This window comes from Streptomyces silaceus (genome assembly GCF_001419745.1).
In the GTDB taxonomy this organism is placed as follows: domain Bacteria; phylum Actinomycetota; class Actinomycetes; order Streptomycetales; family Streptomycetaceae; genus Streptomyces; species Streptomyces silaceus.
Map to the genome: position 1 here is coordinate 1 of NZ_LIRJ01000175.1, position 16,665 is coordinate 16,665.

The 16,665-nt window shown below is 71.5% G+C and carries 11 protein-coding genes and 1 pseudogene; 8 read left to right on the forward strand and 4 right to left on the reverse strand.

Features of this window, described 5'->3' with window-relative positions; translation table 11 throughout:
• Positions 1 to 195: pseudogene (locus AOK22_RS17350) on the reverse strand (hypothetical protein); the annotation flags it as partial.
• 315 nt (positions 196 to 510) lie between these two features.
• On the opposite strand from AOK22_RS17350, the gene AOK22_RS17355 reads away from it, so the two are divergent.
• The 4 genes from AOK22_RS17355 (at position 511) to AOK22_RS17370 (ending at position 5,417) form a co-directional block, all read left to right on the forward strand.
• The gene (locus AOK22_RS17355; RefSeq protein WP_055699574.1) at positions 511 to 1,491 is read left to right on the forward strand and encodes an SCO0930 family lipoprotein; all 981 of its coding nucleotides are present in this window, start codon (positions 511 to 513) and stop codon (positions 1,489 to 1,491) included.
• A gap of 213 nt (positions 1,492 to 1,704) precedes the next feature.
• Positions 1,705 to 2,517 carry an SAM-dependent methyltransferase gene (locus AOK22_RS17360; protein ID WP_055699575.1) on the forward strand — a complete coding sequence of 271 codons (813 nt, stop codon included), beginning with the start codon at positions 1,705 to 1,707 and terminating at the stop codon, positions 2,515 to 2,517.
• Complete coding sequence (locus AOK22_RS17365; RefSeq protein WP_055699576.1) at positions 2,514 to 4,649, forward strand: putative bifunctional diguanylate cyclase/phosphodiesterase; 2,136 nt, start codon at positions 2,514 to 2,516, stop codon at positions 4,647 to 4,649. Before AOK22_RS17360 ends, AOK22_RS17365 begins: the two co-directional genes overlap by 4 nt.
• A gap of 6 nt (positions 4,650 to 4,655) precedes the next feature.
• Positions 4,656 to 5,417, forward strand: a complete 762-nt coding sequence (locus AOK22_RS17370) for a VOC family protein (RefSeq protein WP_055699577.1) — start codon at positions 4,656 to 4,658, stop codon at positions 5,415 to 5,417.
• Here AOK22_RS17370 and AOK22_RS17375 read toward each other — a convergent pair.
• Positions 5,397 to 8,222 carry a hypothetical protein gene (locus AOK22_RS17375; RefSeq protein WP_055699578.1) on the reverse strand — a complete coding sequence of 942 codons (2,826 nt, stop codon included), beginning with the start codon at positions 8,220 to 8,222 and terminating at the stop codon, positions 5,397 to 5,399. The two genes, AOK22_RS17370 and AOK22_RS17375, sit on opposite strands and share 21 nt — an antisense overlap.
• A gap of 63 nt (positions 8,223 to 8,285) precedes the next feature.
• On the reverse strand, positions 8,286 to 9,161 hold the full coding sequence (locus AOK22_RS17380; RefSeq protein WP_055699579.1) for a LysR family transcriptional regulator: 876 nt from the start codon (positions 9,159 to 9,161) through the stop codon (positions 8,286 to 8,288).
• Positions 9,162 to 9,256: 95 nt separating this feature from the next.
• On the opposite strand from AOK22_RS17380, the gene AOK22_RS17385 reads away from it, so the two are divergent.
• From AOK22_RS17385 to AOK22_RS17400, 4 genes are all read left to right on the forward strand, one after another.
• Positions 9,257 to 9,964, forward strand: a complete 708-nt coding sequence (locus tag AOK22_RS17385) for a succinate dehydrogenase (RefSeq protein WP_079036634.1) — start codon at positions 9,257 to 9,259, stop codon at positions 9,962 to 9,964.
• 3 nt (positions 9,965 to 9,967) lie between these two features.
• On the forward strand, positions 9,968 to 11,917 hold the full coding sequence (locus AOK22_RS17390; protein ID WP_055699581.1) for a fumarate reductase/succinate dehydrogenase flavoprotein subunit: 1,950 nt from the start codon (positions 9,968 to 9,970) through the stop codon (positions 11,915 to 11,917).
• On the forward strand, positions 11,914 to 12,660 hold the full coding sequence (locus AOK22_RS17395; protein ID WP_055699582.1) for a succinate dehydrogenase/fumarate reductase iron-sulfur subunit: 747 nt from the start codon (positions 11,914 to 11,916) through the stop codon (positions 12,658 to 12,660). Before AOK22_RS17390 ends, AOK22_RS17395 begins: the two co-directional genes overlap by 4 nt.
• 78 nt (positions 12,661 to 12,738) lie before the next feature.
• On the forward strand, positions 12,739 to 14,253 hold the full coding sequence (locus AOK22_RS17400) for an acyl-CoA synthetase (RefSeq protein WP_055699583.1): 1,515 nt from the start codon (positions 12,739 to 12,741) through the stop codon (positions 14,251 to 14,253).
• Here AOK22_RS17400 and AOK22_RS17405 read toward each other — a convergent pair whose 3' ends face one another.
• Entirely contained in the window at positions 14,254 to 16,629 is a 2,376-nt protein-coding gene (locus AOK22_RS17405) for an ATP-binding cassette domain-containing protein (protein ID WP_055699584.1), read from the reverse strand.
• Positions 16,630 to 16,665 lie beyond the last annotated feature (36 nt).

Here is a 16,665-nt window from a genome sequence, read left to right on the forward strand (position 1 = left end):
CGGCGGAGGCGGTGGCGGCGGCTTCGGGCGCTGCGTGGGCCCGGCGTGGCAGTCGGCGCCGTCCCCCGCGACGGCCACCGTGTCGCCGCCCGCGGAGCCGTCCCCGTTGATCGAGGCGTACGCGCAGCTGTCGGCGAGGGCCGCGCCCGCGCCCGAGGACGAACCGAGCGCCAGAGCCAGTGCCAGGAGTACCAAGACGCGTGTGACAAGGGGCGATATGACCCGTGGAGATCCGTGCACGACCCAGAGCATGGGCGGCCCGCACGCCCCGTACGCCGCGGTCGCCCCCGAATGACCCGAAGGGAGGAGACGGTGGCGCCGGTGGTTTGACGGCGTGCGCCCCCCGGTCGTGGCCGAAACGTGCGGGGCCGGACCGCGCAAAGGATCTTGCGGGGCCACGCAAAGAATCTTGCGGGGCCGTTGAACACGGCGGCTGTCCCCACCCGTACCTAGGGCCATGTGTGACGCAACAAGGCGCCACAACATCACAGCCGACAGCGGGAGTTGGACATGCGGCATGTATCAGGGGGTTCCCCCCGGGCCTGGCGGAGCGCCTCGCTCGTAGCGACGGCTGCGGCCCTTCTCGCCCTGACGGCGGCGTGCGGCCAGGACACGGGCGAGCAGTCCCCGAACGGGCAGAGCGTGGGCAACCAGGCGCCCGCCGCGGCCGACGGGTACGGCGCGGACGACGGCTACGGATCGGATTCCGGCGACGCGGGCAAGGGCGCGGGGGCCAAGGCGAAGTCCGCCGGGCAGCTCGCGGTGTGGGACAGCAAGAAGCTCGGCAAGGTCGTCACCGACAGCGAGGGCTTCACGCTCTACCGCTTCGACAAGGACACCGCACAGCCCCCCAAGTCCACCTGCGACGCCGCCTGTCTGAAGGCCTGGCCCGCCGTGGCCGCCGACGGCGCCAAGGCCGCACCGGGCGTCGACGAGTCCCTGCTCGGCGAGGTCACCAACGCCGACGGCACCAAGCAGCTCACCATCGACGGCTGGCCGATGTACCGGTACGCGCAGGACAGCGAGCCCGGCGACGCCAAGGGGCAGGGCGTGGGCGGCACTTGGTACGCCGCCGCCCCCGACGGCAAGAAGGCCGCGCCCGCGGCCGCCGACACCGCCCCCGTCGACCCGGCGGGCCTGTCCACCCGCAAGGACCCGAAGCTCGGCGAGATCGTCGTCGACAAGAACGGCATGACCGTCTACCGCTTCACGAAGGACTCCGCCTGGCCGATGAAGTCCGCGTGCACCGGTGCCTGCCTCGACAAGTGGCCGGTGGTGGCGCCCGTCGCCAAGAACGACACCCAGGGCATCCTCAAGAAGGGCTTCGTCGTCTTCGACCGCCCCGACGGCAAGAAGCAGCAGACGATCGACTGCTGGCCGCTGTACACCTTCTCCGGCGACAAGAAGCCGGGCGACACCAACGGCCAGGGAGTGGCCGGAACTTGGTATGCCGCGAGTCCGGAAGGAAAGCCGGTGGGCGCCGCCAAGTAGATCGCCCCGTGCGCGGACGGACCGGTCCGTTCCCTCCCATATCACAAGGAGGGGACGGACCGGTCCGGGGTGTGGGCCATGGCACTTGCCCAAGGTGGTGACCGAGAACGGACGACCAATTTCCGTTTTGACTCGCTCCCTTGGCAGACGATCAGTAGCCTCAGCCTCGAACATCGGATCGCCCGTGCCACCCCCCTATGTCTTGGAGTCTTGATGGAGCGTCCCGCCTGGGCACCGCTCGGCATCGACATCGCGATGCCCAGCGTGTCCCGCATCTACGACTACTACCTGGGCGGCTCGCACAACTTCGAGGTGGACCGGGAGGCGGCCCGCAAGGCGATGGAGTTCATGCCGGGACTGCCGAAGGTCATGCAGGCGAACCGGGCCTTCATGCGGCGTGCGGTGCGTCACGCGGTGGACCAGGGCATCACCCAGTTCCTCGACATCGGCTCCGGCATCCCCACGTTCGGCAACGTCCACGAGGTGGCGCAGGAGGCCAGCCCGGAGGCCCGGGTCGTGTACGTCGACCACGACCCGGTGGCCGTCGCGCACGGCCTGGCCGTGCTCGACGGTGACGAGCGGACCGCGGTCGTCTCCGCCGACCTGCGCAAACCTCGGGACATTCTGGGCAGTTCGGAAGTCACCTCGCTCCTCGACCTCGACCGGCCCGTGGCTCTTCTCCTCGTCGCCGTCCTGCATTTCGTCGAGGACGCGTACGATCCTTACGCGGCGGTCGCCGAGCTGCGGGACGCCACCGCGCCCGGCAGTCTGACCGTCATCACCCACGCCTCGTACGAAGGGATCCCGGTTCCCCCCGAGCAGGCCGGCGGGACCGTCGGTGTATACAAGGACATCCGCAGTCCACTGATCATGCGCTCACGCGACGAGATCGCACGGTTCTTCGAGGGATACGACATGGTGGAACCCGGCCTGGTGCCGATGCCGCACTGGCGGCCCGACACCGCGCCCGAGGAGGAGGATCCGTATTCCTTCTCGGGATTCGCGGGCGTGGGACGGAAGCGTTGAGCGGCGAGCAGGACGGACCCGAGGGGAGACTCCGCCGGTTCGCCACCATCTGGAGCCGTGCGATCTTTCCCGTGACGGCCACCTCGCTGACCCGTCCCGAATTCGAGCAGCAACTGGTCCCGCTGGCCCGGCGGTTGAGTGTCGCGCTCCAGGAGCGCGTCTTCGACGCGGCGGAGAGCCAGGCCGTCGGCGCGGCCCTCATCGGCACGCACTGCACCGACCCCGAGGCGCTGAGCCGCACGCTCGACTGCGTCGACGCCTATCTGGTCCTGTACTGCGGCGGCGACGGCCCCCGCGAGGAGCTGCGGGCCCGTTCCGCGCGGATCCAGCACGCGATGGCCGCGGGCTTCGCCCAGGCCCTGCGGGAGCGGACCCTCGCCGAGCAGGAGGCGATCTCCCGGGCCGCCCTGAGCGCCCGCAGCGCCGTCGCCGAGGCCCTGCACGCCAGCGAGGCGCGCTTCCGCGCGGTCTTCCACGGCGCGGCGATCGGCATCGGCATCGCCGACCTCGACGGCACCGTCCTCGAGGTCAACGACGCGCTGATCCGCATGTTCGGCGGCCTCGAACACCAGCTGCGCGGACGCAACGTGGGGGAGTGGACGCACCCCGACGACTCGCCCCACGTCTGGAAGCTCTACGAGGAGCTGGTGCGCGGCGAGCGCGAGCACTACCGCGTGGAGAAGGCCTTCTACCGGCCCGACGGGACGGTCCTGTGGACCAACCTCACGGTCTCGCTGCTGCGTGACGCCGACGGCGCGCCGCAGTACCAGCTGGCGCTGATGGAGGACACCACCGAACGCCGGCTGCTCAACCTGCGCCTGCGGTACGAGGCGACGCACGACGCCCTCACCGGACTGCCCAACCGCACCCTGTTCTTCGAGCGCCTGGAGAAGGTGCTCGCCGCCGGCGAGGACGCCCGGTTCGGGCTCTGCTACCTCGACCTCGACGGCTTCAAGACCGTCAACGACAGCCTGGGCCACGCGGCCGGCGACCGCCTCCTCGTGGAGGTCGCCGACCGGCTGCAGTCCTGCGCGACCGCGCCCGGCGAGATGGTGGCCCGGCTCGGCGGTGACGAGTTCGTGGCGCTCACCACCGGCCCCGACACCCAGCACGAGGTCGACGAGCTGGCCGGGCGCATCATGAACGCGCTCGCCACCCCGATCCGCGTCGACGGCCGCGAACTGACCGTACGCGGCAGCATCGGCATAGTGGAGGGCCCGGCCGGCGAGCGCGGCGCGGCCGAGGTGCTGCGCAGCGCCGATATCACCATGTACCGCGCCAAGTCCGCGGGCGGCAACCGCTACGAGCTCGCCGACCCCGAGGCCGATGCCCGCGCGATCACCCGGCACGGACTGACCACGGCGCTGCCCACGGCCCTGGAGCGCGGCGAGTTCTTCATCGAGTACCAGCCGCTCGTGCACCTCGGCGACGGCAGCGTGCGCGGCGCCGAGGCGCTGGTGCGCTGGCTGCACCCGCAGCACGGCGTCATCGGCCCCGACCGGTTCATCCCGCTCGCCGAGCACACCGGATTGATCGTGCCGCTCGGCCGCTGGGTCCTGGAGGAGTCCGTGCGCCAGGCCCGCCTCTGGGAGTCGCGGCACAGCGACGCGGGGCCGCTGCGCATCAACGTCAACCTGTCGCCCTGCCAGCTGACCCACCCCGGCCTGGTGTCCGACACGGTCGACATCCTGGAGCGCGAGGGCCTCGAACCGGGCGCCCTGTGCCTGGAGGTCACCGAGTCCGCGCTGATAGGAGCCGACGACGACTTGCTCAAGCCGCTCCGCAGACTTGCCGAAATGGGCGTGGACATCGCGCTCGACGACTTCGGCACGGGCTACTCCAACCTCGCCAATCTGCGCCGGCTGCCGGTGAGCGTGCTCAAGCTCGACCGCTCCTTCACCCAGGGCATGCAGCACTTCCCCGCCGACCCGGTCGACCTGAAGATCGTCGAGGGGATCGTCGCGCTCGCGCACAGCCTCGACCTCGCGGTCACCGTCGAGGGCGTCGAGACGGGCGCGCAGGCCGACCAGCTGCGGGAGCTGGGCTGCGACACGGCACAGGGCTGGTACTACGCACGCCCCGGCCCGCCCGACCGGCTCCACGAGCTGGCGCTCGCGGACGCGACGGGCTGACCCGCCGTGATCCGCTGGGCGTACGCCTTCGTCGACCGCCCGCGCGACCGCTTCGCGAGGGCGTGCGCGTTCTGGACGGCGGTCACCGGCACGGAGCTGTCCGAACCGCGCGGCCCGGGCGGCGAGTTCGTCACGCTCGTGCCGCCCGGCCCCGCCGACGCCTGCGTGAAGGCGCAGGCCGTGGACGGGCCCGGCGGGGCGCACCTCGACTTCGCGGTGGACGATTTCGCCGCCGCCGTGGACCTGGCCCGCACCCTCGGTGCCGCGCCGGTCCACGCGGAGGACAACCTCGAAGTGCTGCGTTCACCGGGCGGACAGCTGTTCTGTGTCGTGCCCTGGAACGGCGAGAAGTCCCGCCCGACACCGGTCACCGCACAGGACGGCGCCACGACGCGCCTGGACCAGGCGTGCCTGCACATCCCGCCGGAGTCGTACGAGGCGGACATCGCCTTCTGGACGGCGTTCACCGGCTGGGAGTCCACGGCGACCCGACTCCCGGAGTTCCACCGCCTGAGGCCCCCTTCGCCCCTGCCGGTCCGCATCCTCCTCCAACGCCTGACCACCCCCGGCCAGGCGCCGGGCGCCCACCTCGACCTCGCCTGCTCGGACCTGGACGCGGCACGCGCCTGGCACGAAACACTCGGCGCGCAGCCCGTCGCCCCCGGCGCGACCTGGCACGTGATGCGGGACCCGGCGGGCGGCACGTACTGCCTGACGGCACGCGAACCGGGGACGGGGGATCTGCCGTCACGGGGGAGCGCTGGATGACGCCGAGGACGTCGGGGAGGGGCTCGGCGTGTCGACGGGAGCCGTGACGTCGTTCGCCCAGGCGGTCGCGAGCACGGTGACCGCCGCGGCGATCGCCGCCACGAGGACGGCGCTGACCGGGGCGGCGAGTGAGGACAGCCGCCGGAAGTTGCGAATGTGGCCCCACAACAGGTCGGCTCTGCGCACCAGCCGGATCTCCCAGTACAGGGCGAGGCCGAGGGCCATGACGGTGCTCTGGGCCAGCAGCAGGAACACCGACAGGGTGGTCGCACCGGACGGCACCTGGAGCCGGGGTACGGCGAGCAGAAGCTGCACGGCAGACATGACCGTCCACAGCCAACCCGCCTTCGTCACTGGACTGTTGCCGCGCAGCCACGGATAGAGGTAGCCGTACGTGAAGCCGTGGGCGAGCCACACGCAAGCCGCTCCGCCGCCCACGGTTATCGCCTCCGGGATTCCGCTGTAGCCGTCGGACTGCCAGAGGGTCCAAGCGGTCCAGGGCAGGGTGAGCAGGGCAGTGGCCGCGGCCGCCGCGACGGCGTTGGCCCACGCGGCCCGGCCGGCGGAGCCGCCGAGGGCGGTGGCCCGCAGCCGCTCGGTCTCGCGCGCGGCGTCGGCGGCCGTGGGCCGCTTGAGACCGCGCCACTTCTCGTCCCAGGTCTCGGCGGGCTGCGAGGCGTCGGCGAGGGCCGCGCGTGACGAGGTCAGAAATCGATGGCGGCCCTCTGCGAAGAGAAGGGCACGGGCGAGCGCGGCCATGCGGCGGGAATGGGCGGCGCCGGAGAGCGCGTGCAGAGTCGCCGCTTGGTCGGCGCGCCGCGCGGGCAGGAGCAGGAGGGCACCGGCCCAGGCGGTCAGCAGCGCGGCGCCGGTGGTCCAGTACGGCAGCCAGCTCTCGGGCGATCCGATGACGGTCGCGCTCGCGGCGAGCATCAGCAGGGTCACGCAGTGGCCTCGCGCGGTGGGGCCCCAGGTGCCGGGGTGCGTGCCGGTGTCGTGCAGCCGGAGCAGGAGGAGCGCGGTGCTGATCAGCCAGATCGTCTGGAGGGCCGGTGCCATGACACGAACACCCAGGATCATCTGATCGCCCGGGCTCTGCCCGGTGAGCTGGATCAACAGGTCTGAGGTGGGAGGAAGCCGGGGGGACACCCAGTCATGGAGAGGGTTCCAGTAGGGCAGCAGAGCAGTGATCACCACGGTGCCGAGCAGAAGGCGGCGAGGGCCGGGCAGCCGTGGCCCGGTCAGAACGGCCAGAGCCACAACCCAGGGTGCCAGCAGGACGAGAACGGTGGGCCAACTCGCCAGCAGGGCGAGGCGAGTGTAGGTGAAGGAGGCACCGGCGAACTGCTGAGCCATGTTCCGGGGCAGGGCCTGCAACACGATGGTCGAGGCCACCGCGGCCCAGGTCGCGACGGCGAGTGGCACGGCCCAGGTGCGCACCTCCCGCCTCCCGTGCGGCAGCAGCAGTACGCCGAGGACGGTGCCTGCTGCCAGTGAGGCGCATGCCAGGCAGTAGACCACCGTCCCGGTCCAGTCTCCGCCGCCCATGGCCCAGGCCAGAAGAACGAGCGCAAGGGCCGGTGAGGCGACGGCGAGTACCGGGCCCGCGGCGGCCCCCGACTCCGTGCGCGAGCGGTGGGCGAAGCCGGTGAGGAGTACCGGAAGAGTGAAGAGCGCGAGACCGAGGAACGCGCCCTGGACGTGCGCTTCGACGGGCAGTGGCTCGTTGGCCAGGTCGGCGAACGTGAAGAGGACTCCGCCCCACAACCATCCCAGTACGCTCCAGTTCGGCAGGTACAGGTCCTCCAGGAGCGCCGCGAGAGCCGCGCACAGCAGCACTCCGATGCCCAGGGCGGCGGAGCGGGCGCGCCGCCGCAGCCCGTCCGTGGTCTTCGGTGTGCGCAGTAGCCCGATCAGAGCGCCGCTCATGGCGAGGCACAGGAAGAGGAGTGTGAGCAGTGCCTGATGGCCCGAACCCGTGTAGGGCCGGGCCGCATCGTCCGTCTCCGGTTCGCTCGTGTCGCGGGTGATGAGCATGGGGGTCACGTTCGCGGTACCGCGCTCGTGGGTCAGGCGGAATCGGATCGAGTGCCCCGTCTGCCGGTCGGGTCGGCCCTCGACCTGGAAGCCCCACTCCCTGGGTACGTCCATCGACCAGGTCCAGTGGCCCGGCAGGCGCGGCACCACGCCGTCGTCGCCGTCATCGACCCGCATGGACAGGTCGTAGGTGTTGAGCTGAGCTCCTTGTCCCAGGTCGGCCGTGACGTCGTGCTCGGCCGTGACCGTGACGCGTTCCTTGCCCGTGGGCTGGGTGACGGTGCACCAGTCGGGGAGCCCCGCGAGGTCCCCTCCGTCCTCGTTGGTCCCGGGTTCCAGGTAGGCGACGGGCTGGGCGGACGCATATCCGCCGGGCAGGACGTAGGCGACTTCGGCGAAGTCCTCCGGGGCGGCTCTCAGCGTCGACACCAAGGGGTCCTTCGCGCTCAGACTCAACCGGTAACGGGTAGTGATCCGCCAGCCTTCGCCGGGTCCGGCGCGGCGGATACGGACGGAGATGTCCCCTCGACTGCCGGTGCCGGGCAGGAAGGGGACGAGGTCGTGCGGCCCGGTCGGGAAGTCGGGGGCGTCGGTGACGGGCTCGGGGCTTGCGTGGAGCCGTTCGTACTCCTCGGTGAGTGCCTGCTGCCGCGCGGCCTCCCCCCACCGGTCCGCGCCCCACACCGTGCACCCCACGACCACCGCGCACAGCACCAGCAGGCCGACGGTCCGTGCCACCGCCGTGGCCGCGCCGCGCGCAGTCGGCATGGGCGCCCCCCTCCCACCTGCCGGGAAGGACACTGTAGAGCCGTGTCCGCGCGGCGGGGAGGTTCAGCGCTCAAGCAGCATCCGCTGCAGCTCCCGCGCGGCCCGTGGCGGTGCCACGTCGCTGCGGTGGGCCAGGGCGATCGTGCGGTGCAGGCTCGGTTTCGCCAGGGGGGTCACGCGGAGGTCCGAGCCCGAGCGTTCGGCGACCATGCGGGGGACGACCGCCACGCCGAGGCCGGCGCGGACGAAGCCGAGGACCGCGTCCATCTCGCCGCCCTCCACCGCGAACTCCGGTTCGAAGCCCTCGGCGCGGCAGGCGGCGACGGTGAGTTCGCGCAGGTCGTAGCCGTGCCGGAACATCACGAGGCGTTCGCCCTGGAGGTCGGCGATGCGGACCGCGTCGCCGAGGCGGCGGGAGCGGGGTGCCGACACCACGACCAGGTCCTCGCGCAGCAGCTCCACGGTCGTCAGCGCCGGTGAGGGGGTGGGGAGGGGCAGGACCACGAGCGCCAGGTCGAGGGCGCCGCGGGCCAGCTCGCGTACGAGGTCGTGCGAGCCGCCCTCCTCGATCAGGAGCTGGATGCCGGGGTGGCGGTCGTGGAAGGCGCGCAGGACGTCGGGCAGCAGGCCCGTGCACACGCTCGGGGTCGCGCCCAAGCGGATGCGGCCGCGCCGCAGCTGCGCCAGCTCCTGCACCTCGATGCGCGCGGTGTCCGCGTCGGCGAGGATCCGGCGGGCCAGCGGCAGCAGCGCCTCGCCCGCGTCGGTCAGCGTGATGTTGCCGCGCGCCCGGCTGAAGAGCTCCGCGCCCAGCTCCTTCTCCAGGGCCCGGATCTGCTGCGAGAGCGAGGGCTGCGAGACGTGCACCTCCTCCGCGGCCCGGGTGAAGTGACGGGCCTCGGCGACCGCGACGAAGTAGTGGAGCTGCTGGAACTGCATACCGCGACGATACGTGGGTCGATAGGCGCAGGCTATCGAGATGAGCAAAACCATCTCTTGGACCGATCGGGACTTTCGGCCGTAGCGTCGGTGACATGGCTCTGGCAACGCGGACGGACAAACGGCCGTCCATGACCCGTACGCTCTGGGACTCCACCATCGGCAAGAAGACGGTGATGGCGGTGAGCGGCCTGATCATGCTGCTCTACCTGGTGGCGCACATGATCGGGAACCTGAAGATCTTCTTCGGCCCCGAGGAGATCAACCACTACGCCCACTGGCTGCGCACGCTCGGCGAGCCCTTCATGCACTACGAGTGGTCGCTCTGGCTCGTCCGCGTGGTGCTCGTGCTCGCGGTCGTCGCGCACGCCACCTCCGCGTACCAGCTGAGCCGCCGCGACATCAAGGCGCGCCCCACCAAGTACGTGCACAAGCGGCGCGAGGCGAGCTTCGCGACCCGCACCATGCGCTGGGGCGGCATCATCCTCGCGCTCTTCATCGTCTGGCACATCCTCGACCTGACGACCGGCACCGTGCACCCGGGCGAGTACCAGCACCTCAAGCCGTACCAGAACATCATCGACACCTTCTCGACCTGGTACAGCAACGTCATCTACATCGTCGCCGTGGTCGCCCTCGGCTTCCACGTCCGCCACGGGCTGTGGAGCGCCGCGCAGACCCTGGGCGTGGGCACCGCGACCCGCGACCGCGTCCTCAAGCCCCTGGCCAACGGTCTCGCCCTGGTCCTCGTCGTGGGCTTCGTCTCCGTACCCGTCGCCGTCATGACCGGACTGGTGAGCTGACCGATGAACTCCTTCGCCGAGTACACGACCGGTGAGCCGGTCGTCGACACCAAGGCCCCCACCGGGCCGATCGCCGAGCGCTGGGACACCCGCCGCTTCGAGGCCAAGCTGGTCAACCCGGCCAACCGCCGCAAGCACACCGTGATCGTCGTCGGCACCGGCCTGGCCGGCGGCGCCGCCGGCGCCACGCTCGCCGAACAGGGCTACCACGTCGTGCAGTTCTGCTACCAGGACTCGCCGCGCCGTGCCCACTCCATCGCCGCCCAGGGCGGCATCAACGCCGCGAAGAACTACCGCAACGACGGCGACTCCATCCACCGCCTCTTCTACGACACCGTGAAGGGCGGCGACTTCCGCGCCCGCGAGTCCAACGTGCACCGCCTCGCGCAGATCTCCGTCGAGATCATCGACCAGTGCGTCGCCCAGGGTGTGCCGTTCGCCCGCGAGTACGGCGGACTGCTCGACACCCGGTCCTTCGGCGGCGTGCAGGTGTCCAGGACCTTCTACGCCCGCGGGCAGACGGGGCAGCAGCTGCTCCTCGGTGCCTACCAGGCGCTCAGCCGGCAGATCGCCGCGGGGAACGTGGAGATGCATCCCCGTACGGAGATGCTGGACGTGATCGTCGTCGACGGGCGCGCCCGCGGCATCGTCGCCCGCGACCTCATCACCGGCAGGATCGACACGTACTTCGCCGACGCCGTGGTCCTCGCCTCCGGCGGCTACGGCAACGTCTTCTACCTGTCGACCAACGCCATGAACTCCAACGCCACCGCCGTGTGGCGGGCCCACCGGCGCGGCGCCTACTTCGCCAACCCGTGCTTCACCCAGATCCACCCCACCTGCATCCCGCGCACCGGCGACCACCAGTCCAAGCTCACCCTGATGAGTGAGTCGCTGCGCAACGACGGCCGCATCTGGGTGCCGAAGGCCAAGGGCGACGACCGGCCCGCGAACCAGATCCCCGAGGACGAGCGCGACTACTACCTGGAGCGCATCTACCCGTCCTTCGGCAACCTGGTGCCGCGCGACATCGCCTCCCGCGCCGCCAAGAACGTCTGCGACGAGGGCCGCGGCGTCGGCCCCGGCGGACAGGGCGTCTACCTCGACTTCGCCGACGCCATCCAGCGGATGGGCCGCAAGAAGGTCGAGGAGAAGTACGGCAACCTCTTCGACATGTACGAGCGGATCACCGCGGAGAACCCGTACGAGGTGCCGATGCGGATCTACCCCGCCGTGCACTACACGATGGGCGGCCTCTGGGTCGACTACGACCTCCAGACCACCGTCCCCGGGCTCTTCGCGGTGGGCGAGGCCAACTTCTCCGACCACGGCGCGAACCGGCTCGGCGCGTCCGCTCTCATGCAGGGCCTCGCCGACGGCTACTTCGTCCTGCCGTCCACCATCAACGACTATCTGGCGCGCAACCCCCACCACGACGAGGTGGGCGCCGACCACCCCGTCGTCCAGGAGGTCCTCGCCGAGACCGAGGACCGGCTCAACCTCCTCCTGTCCGTCGACGGCGACCGCACCCCCGACTCCTTCCACCGCGAACTGGGCGAAGTCATGTGGGAGTTCTGCGGCATGGCCCGCACGGAGTCCGGACTGCACAAGGCCCTGGAGCGCATCCCGCAGATCCGCGAGGAGTTCTGGCGCCGCATCAAGGTGCCCGGCACCGGCGAGGAGTTCAACCAGTCGCTGGAGAAGGCCAACCGCATCGTCGACTACCTCGAGCTCGCCGAGCTGATGTGCCTCGACGCCCTGCACCGCGCCGAGTCCTGCGGCGGGCACTTCCGCGAGGAGTCCCAGACCCCGGACGGCGAGGCGGCCCGCGTGGACGAGGAGTTCTCGTACGCCGCCGCCTGGGAGTTCACCGCCACCGGCGACGCCCCCGTCCTGCACAAGGAAGACCTCGTCTTCGAGTACGTCCACCCCACCCAGCGGAGCTACGCATGAAGCTCACCCTGCGCGTCTGGCGCCAGAAGAACGCCGACGCCGACGGTGCGATGTCCACCTACGAGGTGGACGGCATCTCCTCCGACATGTCGTTCCTGGAGATGCTCGACACCCTCAACGAAGAGCTCATCGTCCGGGGCGACGACCCCGTCGCCTTCGACCACGACTGCCGTGAGGGCATCTGCGGCGCCTGCTCGCTGGTGATCAACGGCGACGCCCACGGTCCCGAGCGCACCACCACCTGCCAGCTCCACATGCGGTCCTTCAAGGACGGCGACACCATCGACATCGAGCCCTGGCGCGCCTCGGCCTTCCCGGTGGTCAAGGACCTGGTGGTGGACCGCTCCGCCTTCGACCGGATCATCCAGTCCGGCGGCTACATCAGCGCCCCCACGGGCTCGGCCCCCGAGGCGCACGCCACGCCCGTGCCCAAGCCGGACGCCGACTCGGCCTTCGAGCACGCCGAGTGCATCGGCTGCGGGGCGTGCGTGGCCGCCTGCCCCAACGGCTCGGCGATGCTGTTCACCTCCGCCAAGATCAACCATCTGAACGTCCTCCCTCAGGGTGCGCCCGAGCGGGAGACGCGCGTGCTCGACATGGTGGCGCAGATGGACGAGGAGGGCTTCGGCGGCTGCACGCTCACCGGCGAGTGCGCCACCGCCTGTCCGAAGGGGATTCCCCTGCCCTCCATCGCCGCGATGAACAAGGAGTGGCTGCGGGCCACGAGGAAGGTGAAGCGCTAGAGGTCACGGGGATCCGCGGGTCGGCCGTGGCTCGTCGCGCGGTTCCCCGCGCCCCTTCGGGGCGCGTAGCTTCGCGACATGCATCCCGGAGCGTACGACCCCGCCAGGCCGGCCGTCGTCACCGCCGACGGCACACGGACCCTCAGCTACGGACGACTCGAAGAACGCTCCCTGCGGCTCGCGGATCATCTGCGGGCCGCGGGTCTGCGTCGGGGCGACCACCTCGCCCTGCTCTGCGACAACGACCCGCGCGCCCTGGAGGTCTACTGGGCCGCCCTGCGCTCCGGGCTCTATCTCACCGCCGTCAACCACCACTTGAGCGCGGACGAGGCCGCCTACATCGTGCGCGACTGCGGCGCCGAGGCACTCGTCGTCTCCGGCTCCCTGGCCGACATGGGGGAGCGCGTACGGGAGCTGGCCGGCGGGCCGCCGCACGTGCTCGGGCTCGACGACGGCTCGTACGACAAGGCCCTGGACGCCGCGTCCGCCGTGCCGCCGTACCGCCAGCCCCTCGGCTCCGACATGCTCTACTCCTCCGGCACCACCGGCCGTCCCAAGGGCATCAAACCGGCGCTGCCCGAGGGCGATGTGCGCGAGCAGCCCACGACGTACACCGTCGTCTTCCAGGCCATGTACGGATTCGGCCAGGACACCGTCTACCTCTGTCCCGCCCCCATCTACCATGCGGCGCCCTTGCGCTTCTGCGGCGTGGTCACCGCGCTCGGCGGCACCGTGATCCTGATGGAGTCCTTCGACGCCGAGGAGGCCCTCGCGGCCGTCGAGCGGCACCGGGTGACCCACAGCCAGTGGGTGCCGACCATGTTCGTCCGCATGCTGAAGCTGCCCGCCGAGGTCCGCTCGCGGTACGACACCTCGTCGATGAAGGTCGCCATCCACGCCGCCGCGCCCTGCCCCGTCGAGATCAAGCGGCGGATGATGGAGTGGTGGGGGCCCGTCCTGTACGAGTACTACGCGTCGACGGAGGGCAACGGCATCACCTTCATCTCGCCCGAGGAGTGGCTGCGCAAGCCCGGCTCCGTGGGGCGCGACGGGTTCCTCGGGAACCTGCGGATCTGCGACGAGGAGGGCCGCGTGCTGCCGGCGGGCGAGACCGGCACCGTCTACTTCGAGCGCGACGAACCGCCCTTCCGCTACCACGGCGACGAGGACCGCACCCGCGCGGCGCAGCACCCCGAGCACCCGAACTGGACCACCACGGGCGACATCGGCCACGTCGACGAGGACGGCTATCTGTTCCTCACCGACCGCAGGGCCTTCATGATCATCTCGGGTGGTGTGAACGTCTACCCGCAGGAGGCCGAGGACGTGCTCGTGCTGCACCCGGCCGTCGCCGACGCGGCCGTCGTCGGGGTGCCGGACGCCGAGATGGGCGAGGCGGTGAAGGCCGTCGTCCAGGTCGAGCCGGGCATCACTCCGGGGCCCGAACTGGCGCGGGAGCTCATCGACTTCACGCGCGAGCGCCTCTCCCACTACAAGGCGCCCCGCACCGTCGACTTCACCGAACGCCTGCCGCGCACCCCGACCGGGAAGCTGGCCAAGGCCCGGCTGCGCGAGGCGTACCGGCGGGGGTGATCAGCCCCGCCCGCGCCCCGCCTCCAGCGCCCGCGCCAGATACGGCGCGGTCCTGCTGCCCTCGGCGCCCGCCACCTCGGCCGGGGTGCCCGCCGCCACGACCAGGCCGCCCCGGTCGCCGCCGCCGGGGCCGAGGTCGATGACCCGGTCGGCGCCCGCGACGACCGCCATGTCGTGCTCGACGACGACCACCGAGTTCCCGGCGTCGACCAGTTCGTGCAGGCGGTGGGTGAGGACCTCCACGTCGGCGGGGTGCAGGCCCGTCGTCGGCTCGTCCAGGAGGTAGAGCGTGTGGCCCCGGCGCACGCGCTGCAACTCGCCCGCCAGCTTGATGCGTTGGGCCTCGCCGCCCGACAGCTCCGTGGCCGGCTGGCCGAGCCGCAGATAGCCGAGGCCGACGTCGAGCAGCGTGCGCAGGCTGCGGACGGCGGGCGCGGTGTCGGCGAAGAAGTCCGCCGCGGCCTCCACCGTCAGGTCCAGGACCTGGGCGATGTTCTTCCCGCGGTACGTCACGTCGAGCGTCTCGGGGTTGTAGCGGGCGCCCGCGCAGTCCGGGCAGGGCGCGTACGTGCTGGGCAGGAAGAGCAGCTCGACGCTGATGAACCCCTCGCCCTGGCACGTCTCGCACCGCCCGCCCGCCACGTTGAAGGAGAAGCGGCCCACGCCGTAGCCGCGCTCCTTCGCCGCGTCCGTGGCGGCGAAGACCTTGCGCACGACGTCGAACAGGCCGGTGTACGTGGCGAGATTCGAACGGGGCGTGCGCCCGATCGGCTTCTGGTCGACGCGGACCAGCCGGCCGACGCCCGGCAGCTCCTCGGTGATCTCGCCGACGAGCGTGGACTTGCCCGAGCCCGACACGCCGGTGACGGCCGTGAAGGAGCCGAGCGGGATCTCCGCCGTCACCCCGCGCAGGTTGTGCCGGGTGACCGGACCGAGCTTCAACCAGCCCCGGGGCTCGCGCACGTCACGTACGGGAGCGGGCGCCCGGTCGAAGAGGAAGCGGGCCGTCGCCGACTCGGCGACCTCCGCGAGCTCCGCCACCGGACCGCTGTGCAGCACCCGGCCGCCGTGCTCGCCCGCCTGCGGGCCCACGTCGACGAGCCAGTCCGCGTGGCGCACGACGTCCAGGTGGTGCTCGACGACGAAGACGGAGTTGCCCGCGGCCTTGAGCCGGTCGAGGACCGTCAACAGCGCCTCGGTGTCGGCCGGATGGAGCCCGGCCGACGGCTCGTCCAGGACGTACACCACCCCGAAGAGCCCCGAACGCAGCTGGGTCGCCAGCCGCAGGCGCTGCAGCTCGCCCGCGGACAGCGTCGGCGTGGGGCGGTCCGGGCTGAGGTAGCCGAGGCCGAGTTCGGTGACGGTCGCGATGCGCGCGAGGAGGTCCTCGGTCAGGACGCGGGCCGTCTCCGACGTGCCGTCCGCCTCGGGTGAGTCCGCCGCCGAAGCGAGCACGTCGGCGAGGTCGGAGAGCGGCAGCGCGGCGAGCTCGGCGATCGTGCGGCCCGCGAACGTGACCGCCAGCGCCTCGGGACGCAGCCTGCTCCCGCCGCACGCCGGACACGGCGCGCTCGACAGGAACCGCTCGGCCTTGGCGCGCAGCGTCTGGCTCTTGGAGTCCGCGAACGTCTTCATCACATGGCGCCGGGCGCTCATGTACGTCCCCTGGTACGGGCGGTGGATGCGGCCCGCCTCCCGCACCGGGTGCACGGTCACCACCGGCTGCTCGTCCGTGAACAGGATCCAGTCGCGGTCCTTCTGCGGGAGGTCGCGCCAGGGGCGGTCCACGTCGTGGCCGAGGGCGTCCAGCACGTCGCGGAGGTTCTTGCCCTGCCAGGCGCCGGGCCAGGCGGCGATCGCGCCCTCGCGGATGGACAGCGAGGGGTCGGGCACCAGCAGGTCCTCGGTGGTGCGGTGGACCCGGCCCAGACCGTGGCACTCCGGGCACGCCCCGGCCGCGGTGTTCGGCGAGAACGCGTCCGAGTCGAGCCGCTCGGCGCCCGCCGGATAGCTGCCCGCGCGCGAGAACAGCATCCGCAGCGAGTTCGACAGGGTGGTGACCGTGCCGACGGACGAGCGGGAGGTGGGCGCCGACCGGCGCTGCTGGAGCGAGACCGCCGGCGGCAGCCCGGTGATCTCGCCGACCTTCGGCGCGCCCACCTGGTGGATGAGGCGCCGGGCGTAGGGGGCGACGGACTCGAAGTAGCGCCGCTGGGCCTCCGCGTAGAGCGTCCCGAAGGCGAGCGAGGACTTGCCGGAGCCGGAGACGCCGGTGAACACCGCGAGGACGTCGCGCGGGATGTCCACGTCGACGCCCTGGAGGTTGTGCTCCCGGGCGCCCCGGACGCGTACGAACGGATCGTGGGGGCTGTGCATGGGCGGGGCTCCGTACGCGGCTCGGGGACAAACCCC

What these genes read in the sequence shown, in the direction of transcription:
- AOK22_RS17355 (WP_055699574.1), top strand. Translation starts at nt 511, where the DNA reads ATGCGGCATGTATCAGGGGGTTCCCCCCGGGCCTGGCGGAGCGCCTCG.
- AOK22_RS17360 (WP_055699575.1), top strand. Translation starts at nt 1,705, where the DNA reads ATGGAGCGTCCCGCCTGGGCACCGCTCGGCATCGACATCGCGATGCCC.
- AOK22_RS17375 (WP_055699578.1), bottom strand. Translation starts at nt 8,222, where the DNA reads ATGCCGACTGCGCGCGGCGCGGCCACGGCGGTGGCACGGACCGTCGGC.
- AOK22_RS17380 (WP_055699579.1), bottom strand. Translation starts at nt 9,161, where the DNA reads ATGCAGTTCCAGCAGCTCCACTACTTCGTCGCGGTCGCCGAGGCCCGT.
- AOK22_RS17385 (WP_079036634.1), top strand. Translation starts at nt 9,257, where the DNA reads ATGGCTCTGGCAACGCGGACGGACAAACGGCCGTCCATGACCCGTACG.
- AOK22_RS17390 (WP_055699581.1), top strand. Translation starts at nt 9,968, where the DNA reads ATGAACTCCTTCGCCGAGTACACGACCGGTGAGCCGGTCGTCGACACC.
- AOK22_RS17395 (WP_055699582.1), top strand. Translation starts at nt 11,914, where the DNA reads ATGAAGCTCACCCTGCGCGTCTGGCGCCAGAAGAACGCCGACGCCGAC.
- AOK22_RS17400 (WP_055699583.1), top strand. Translation starts at nt 12,739, where the DNA reads ATGCATCCCGGAGCGTACGACCCCGCCAGGCCGGCCGTCGTCACCGCC.
- AOK22_RS17405 (WP_055699584.1), bottom strand. Translation starts at nt 16,629, where the DNA reads ATGCACAGCCCCCACGATCCGTTCGTACGCGTCCGGGGCGCCCGGGAG.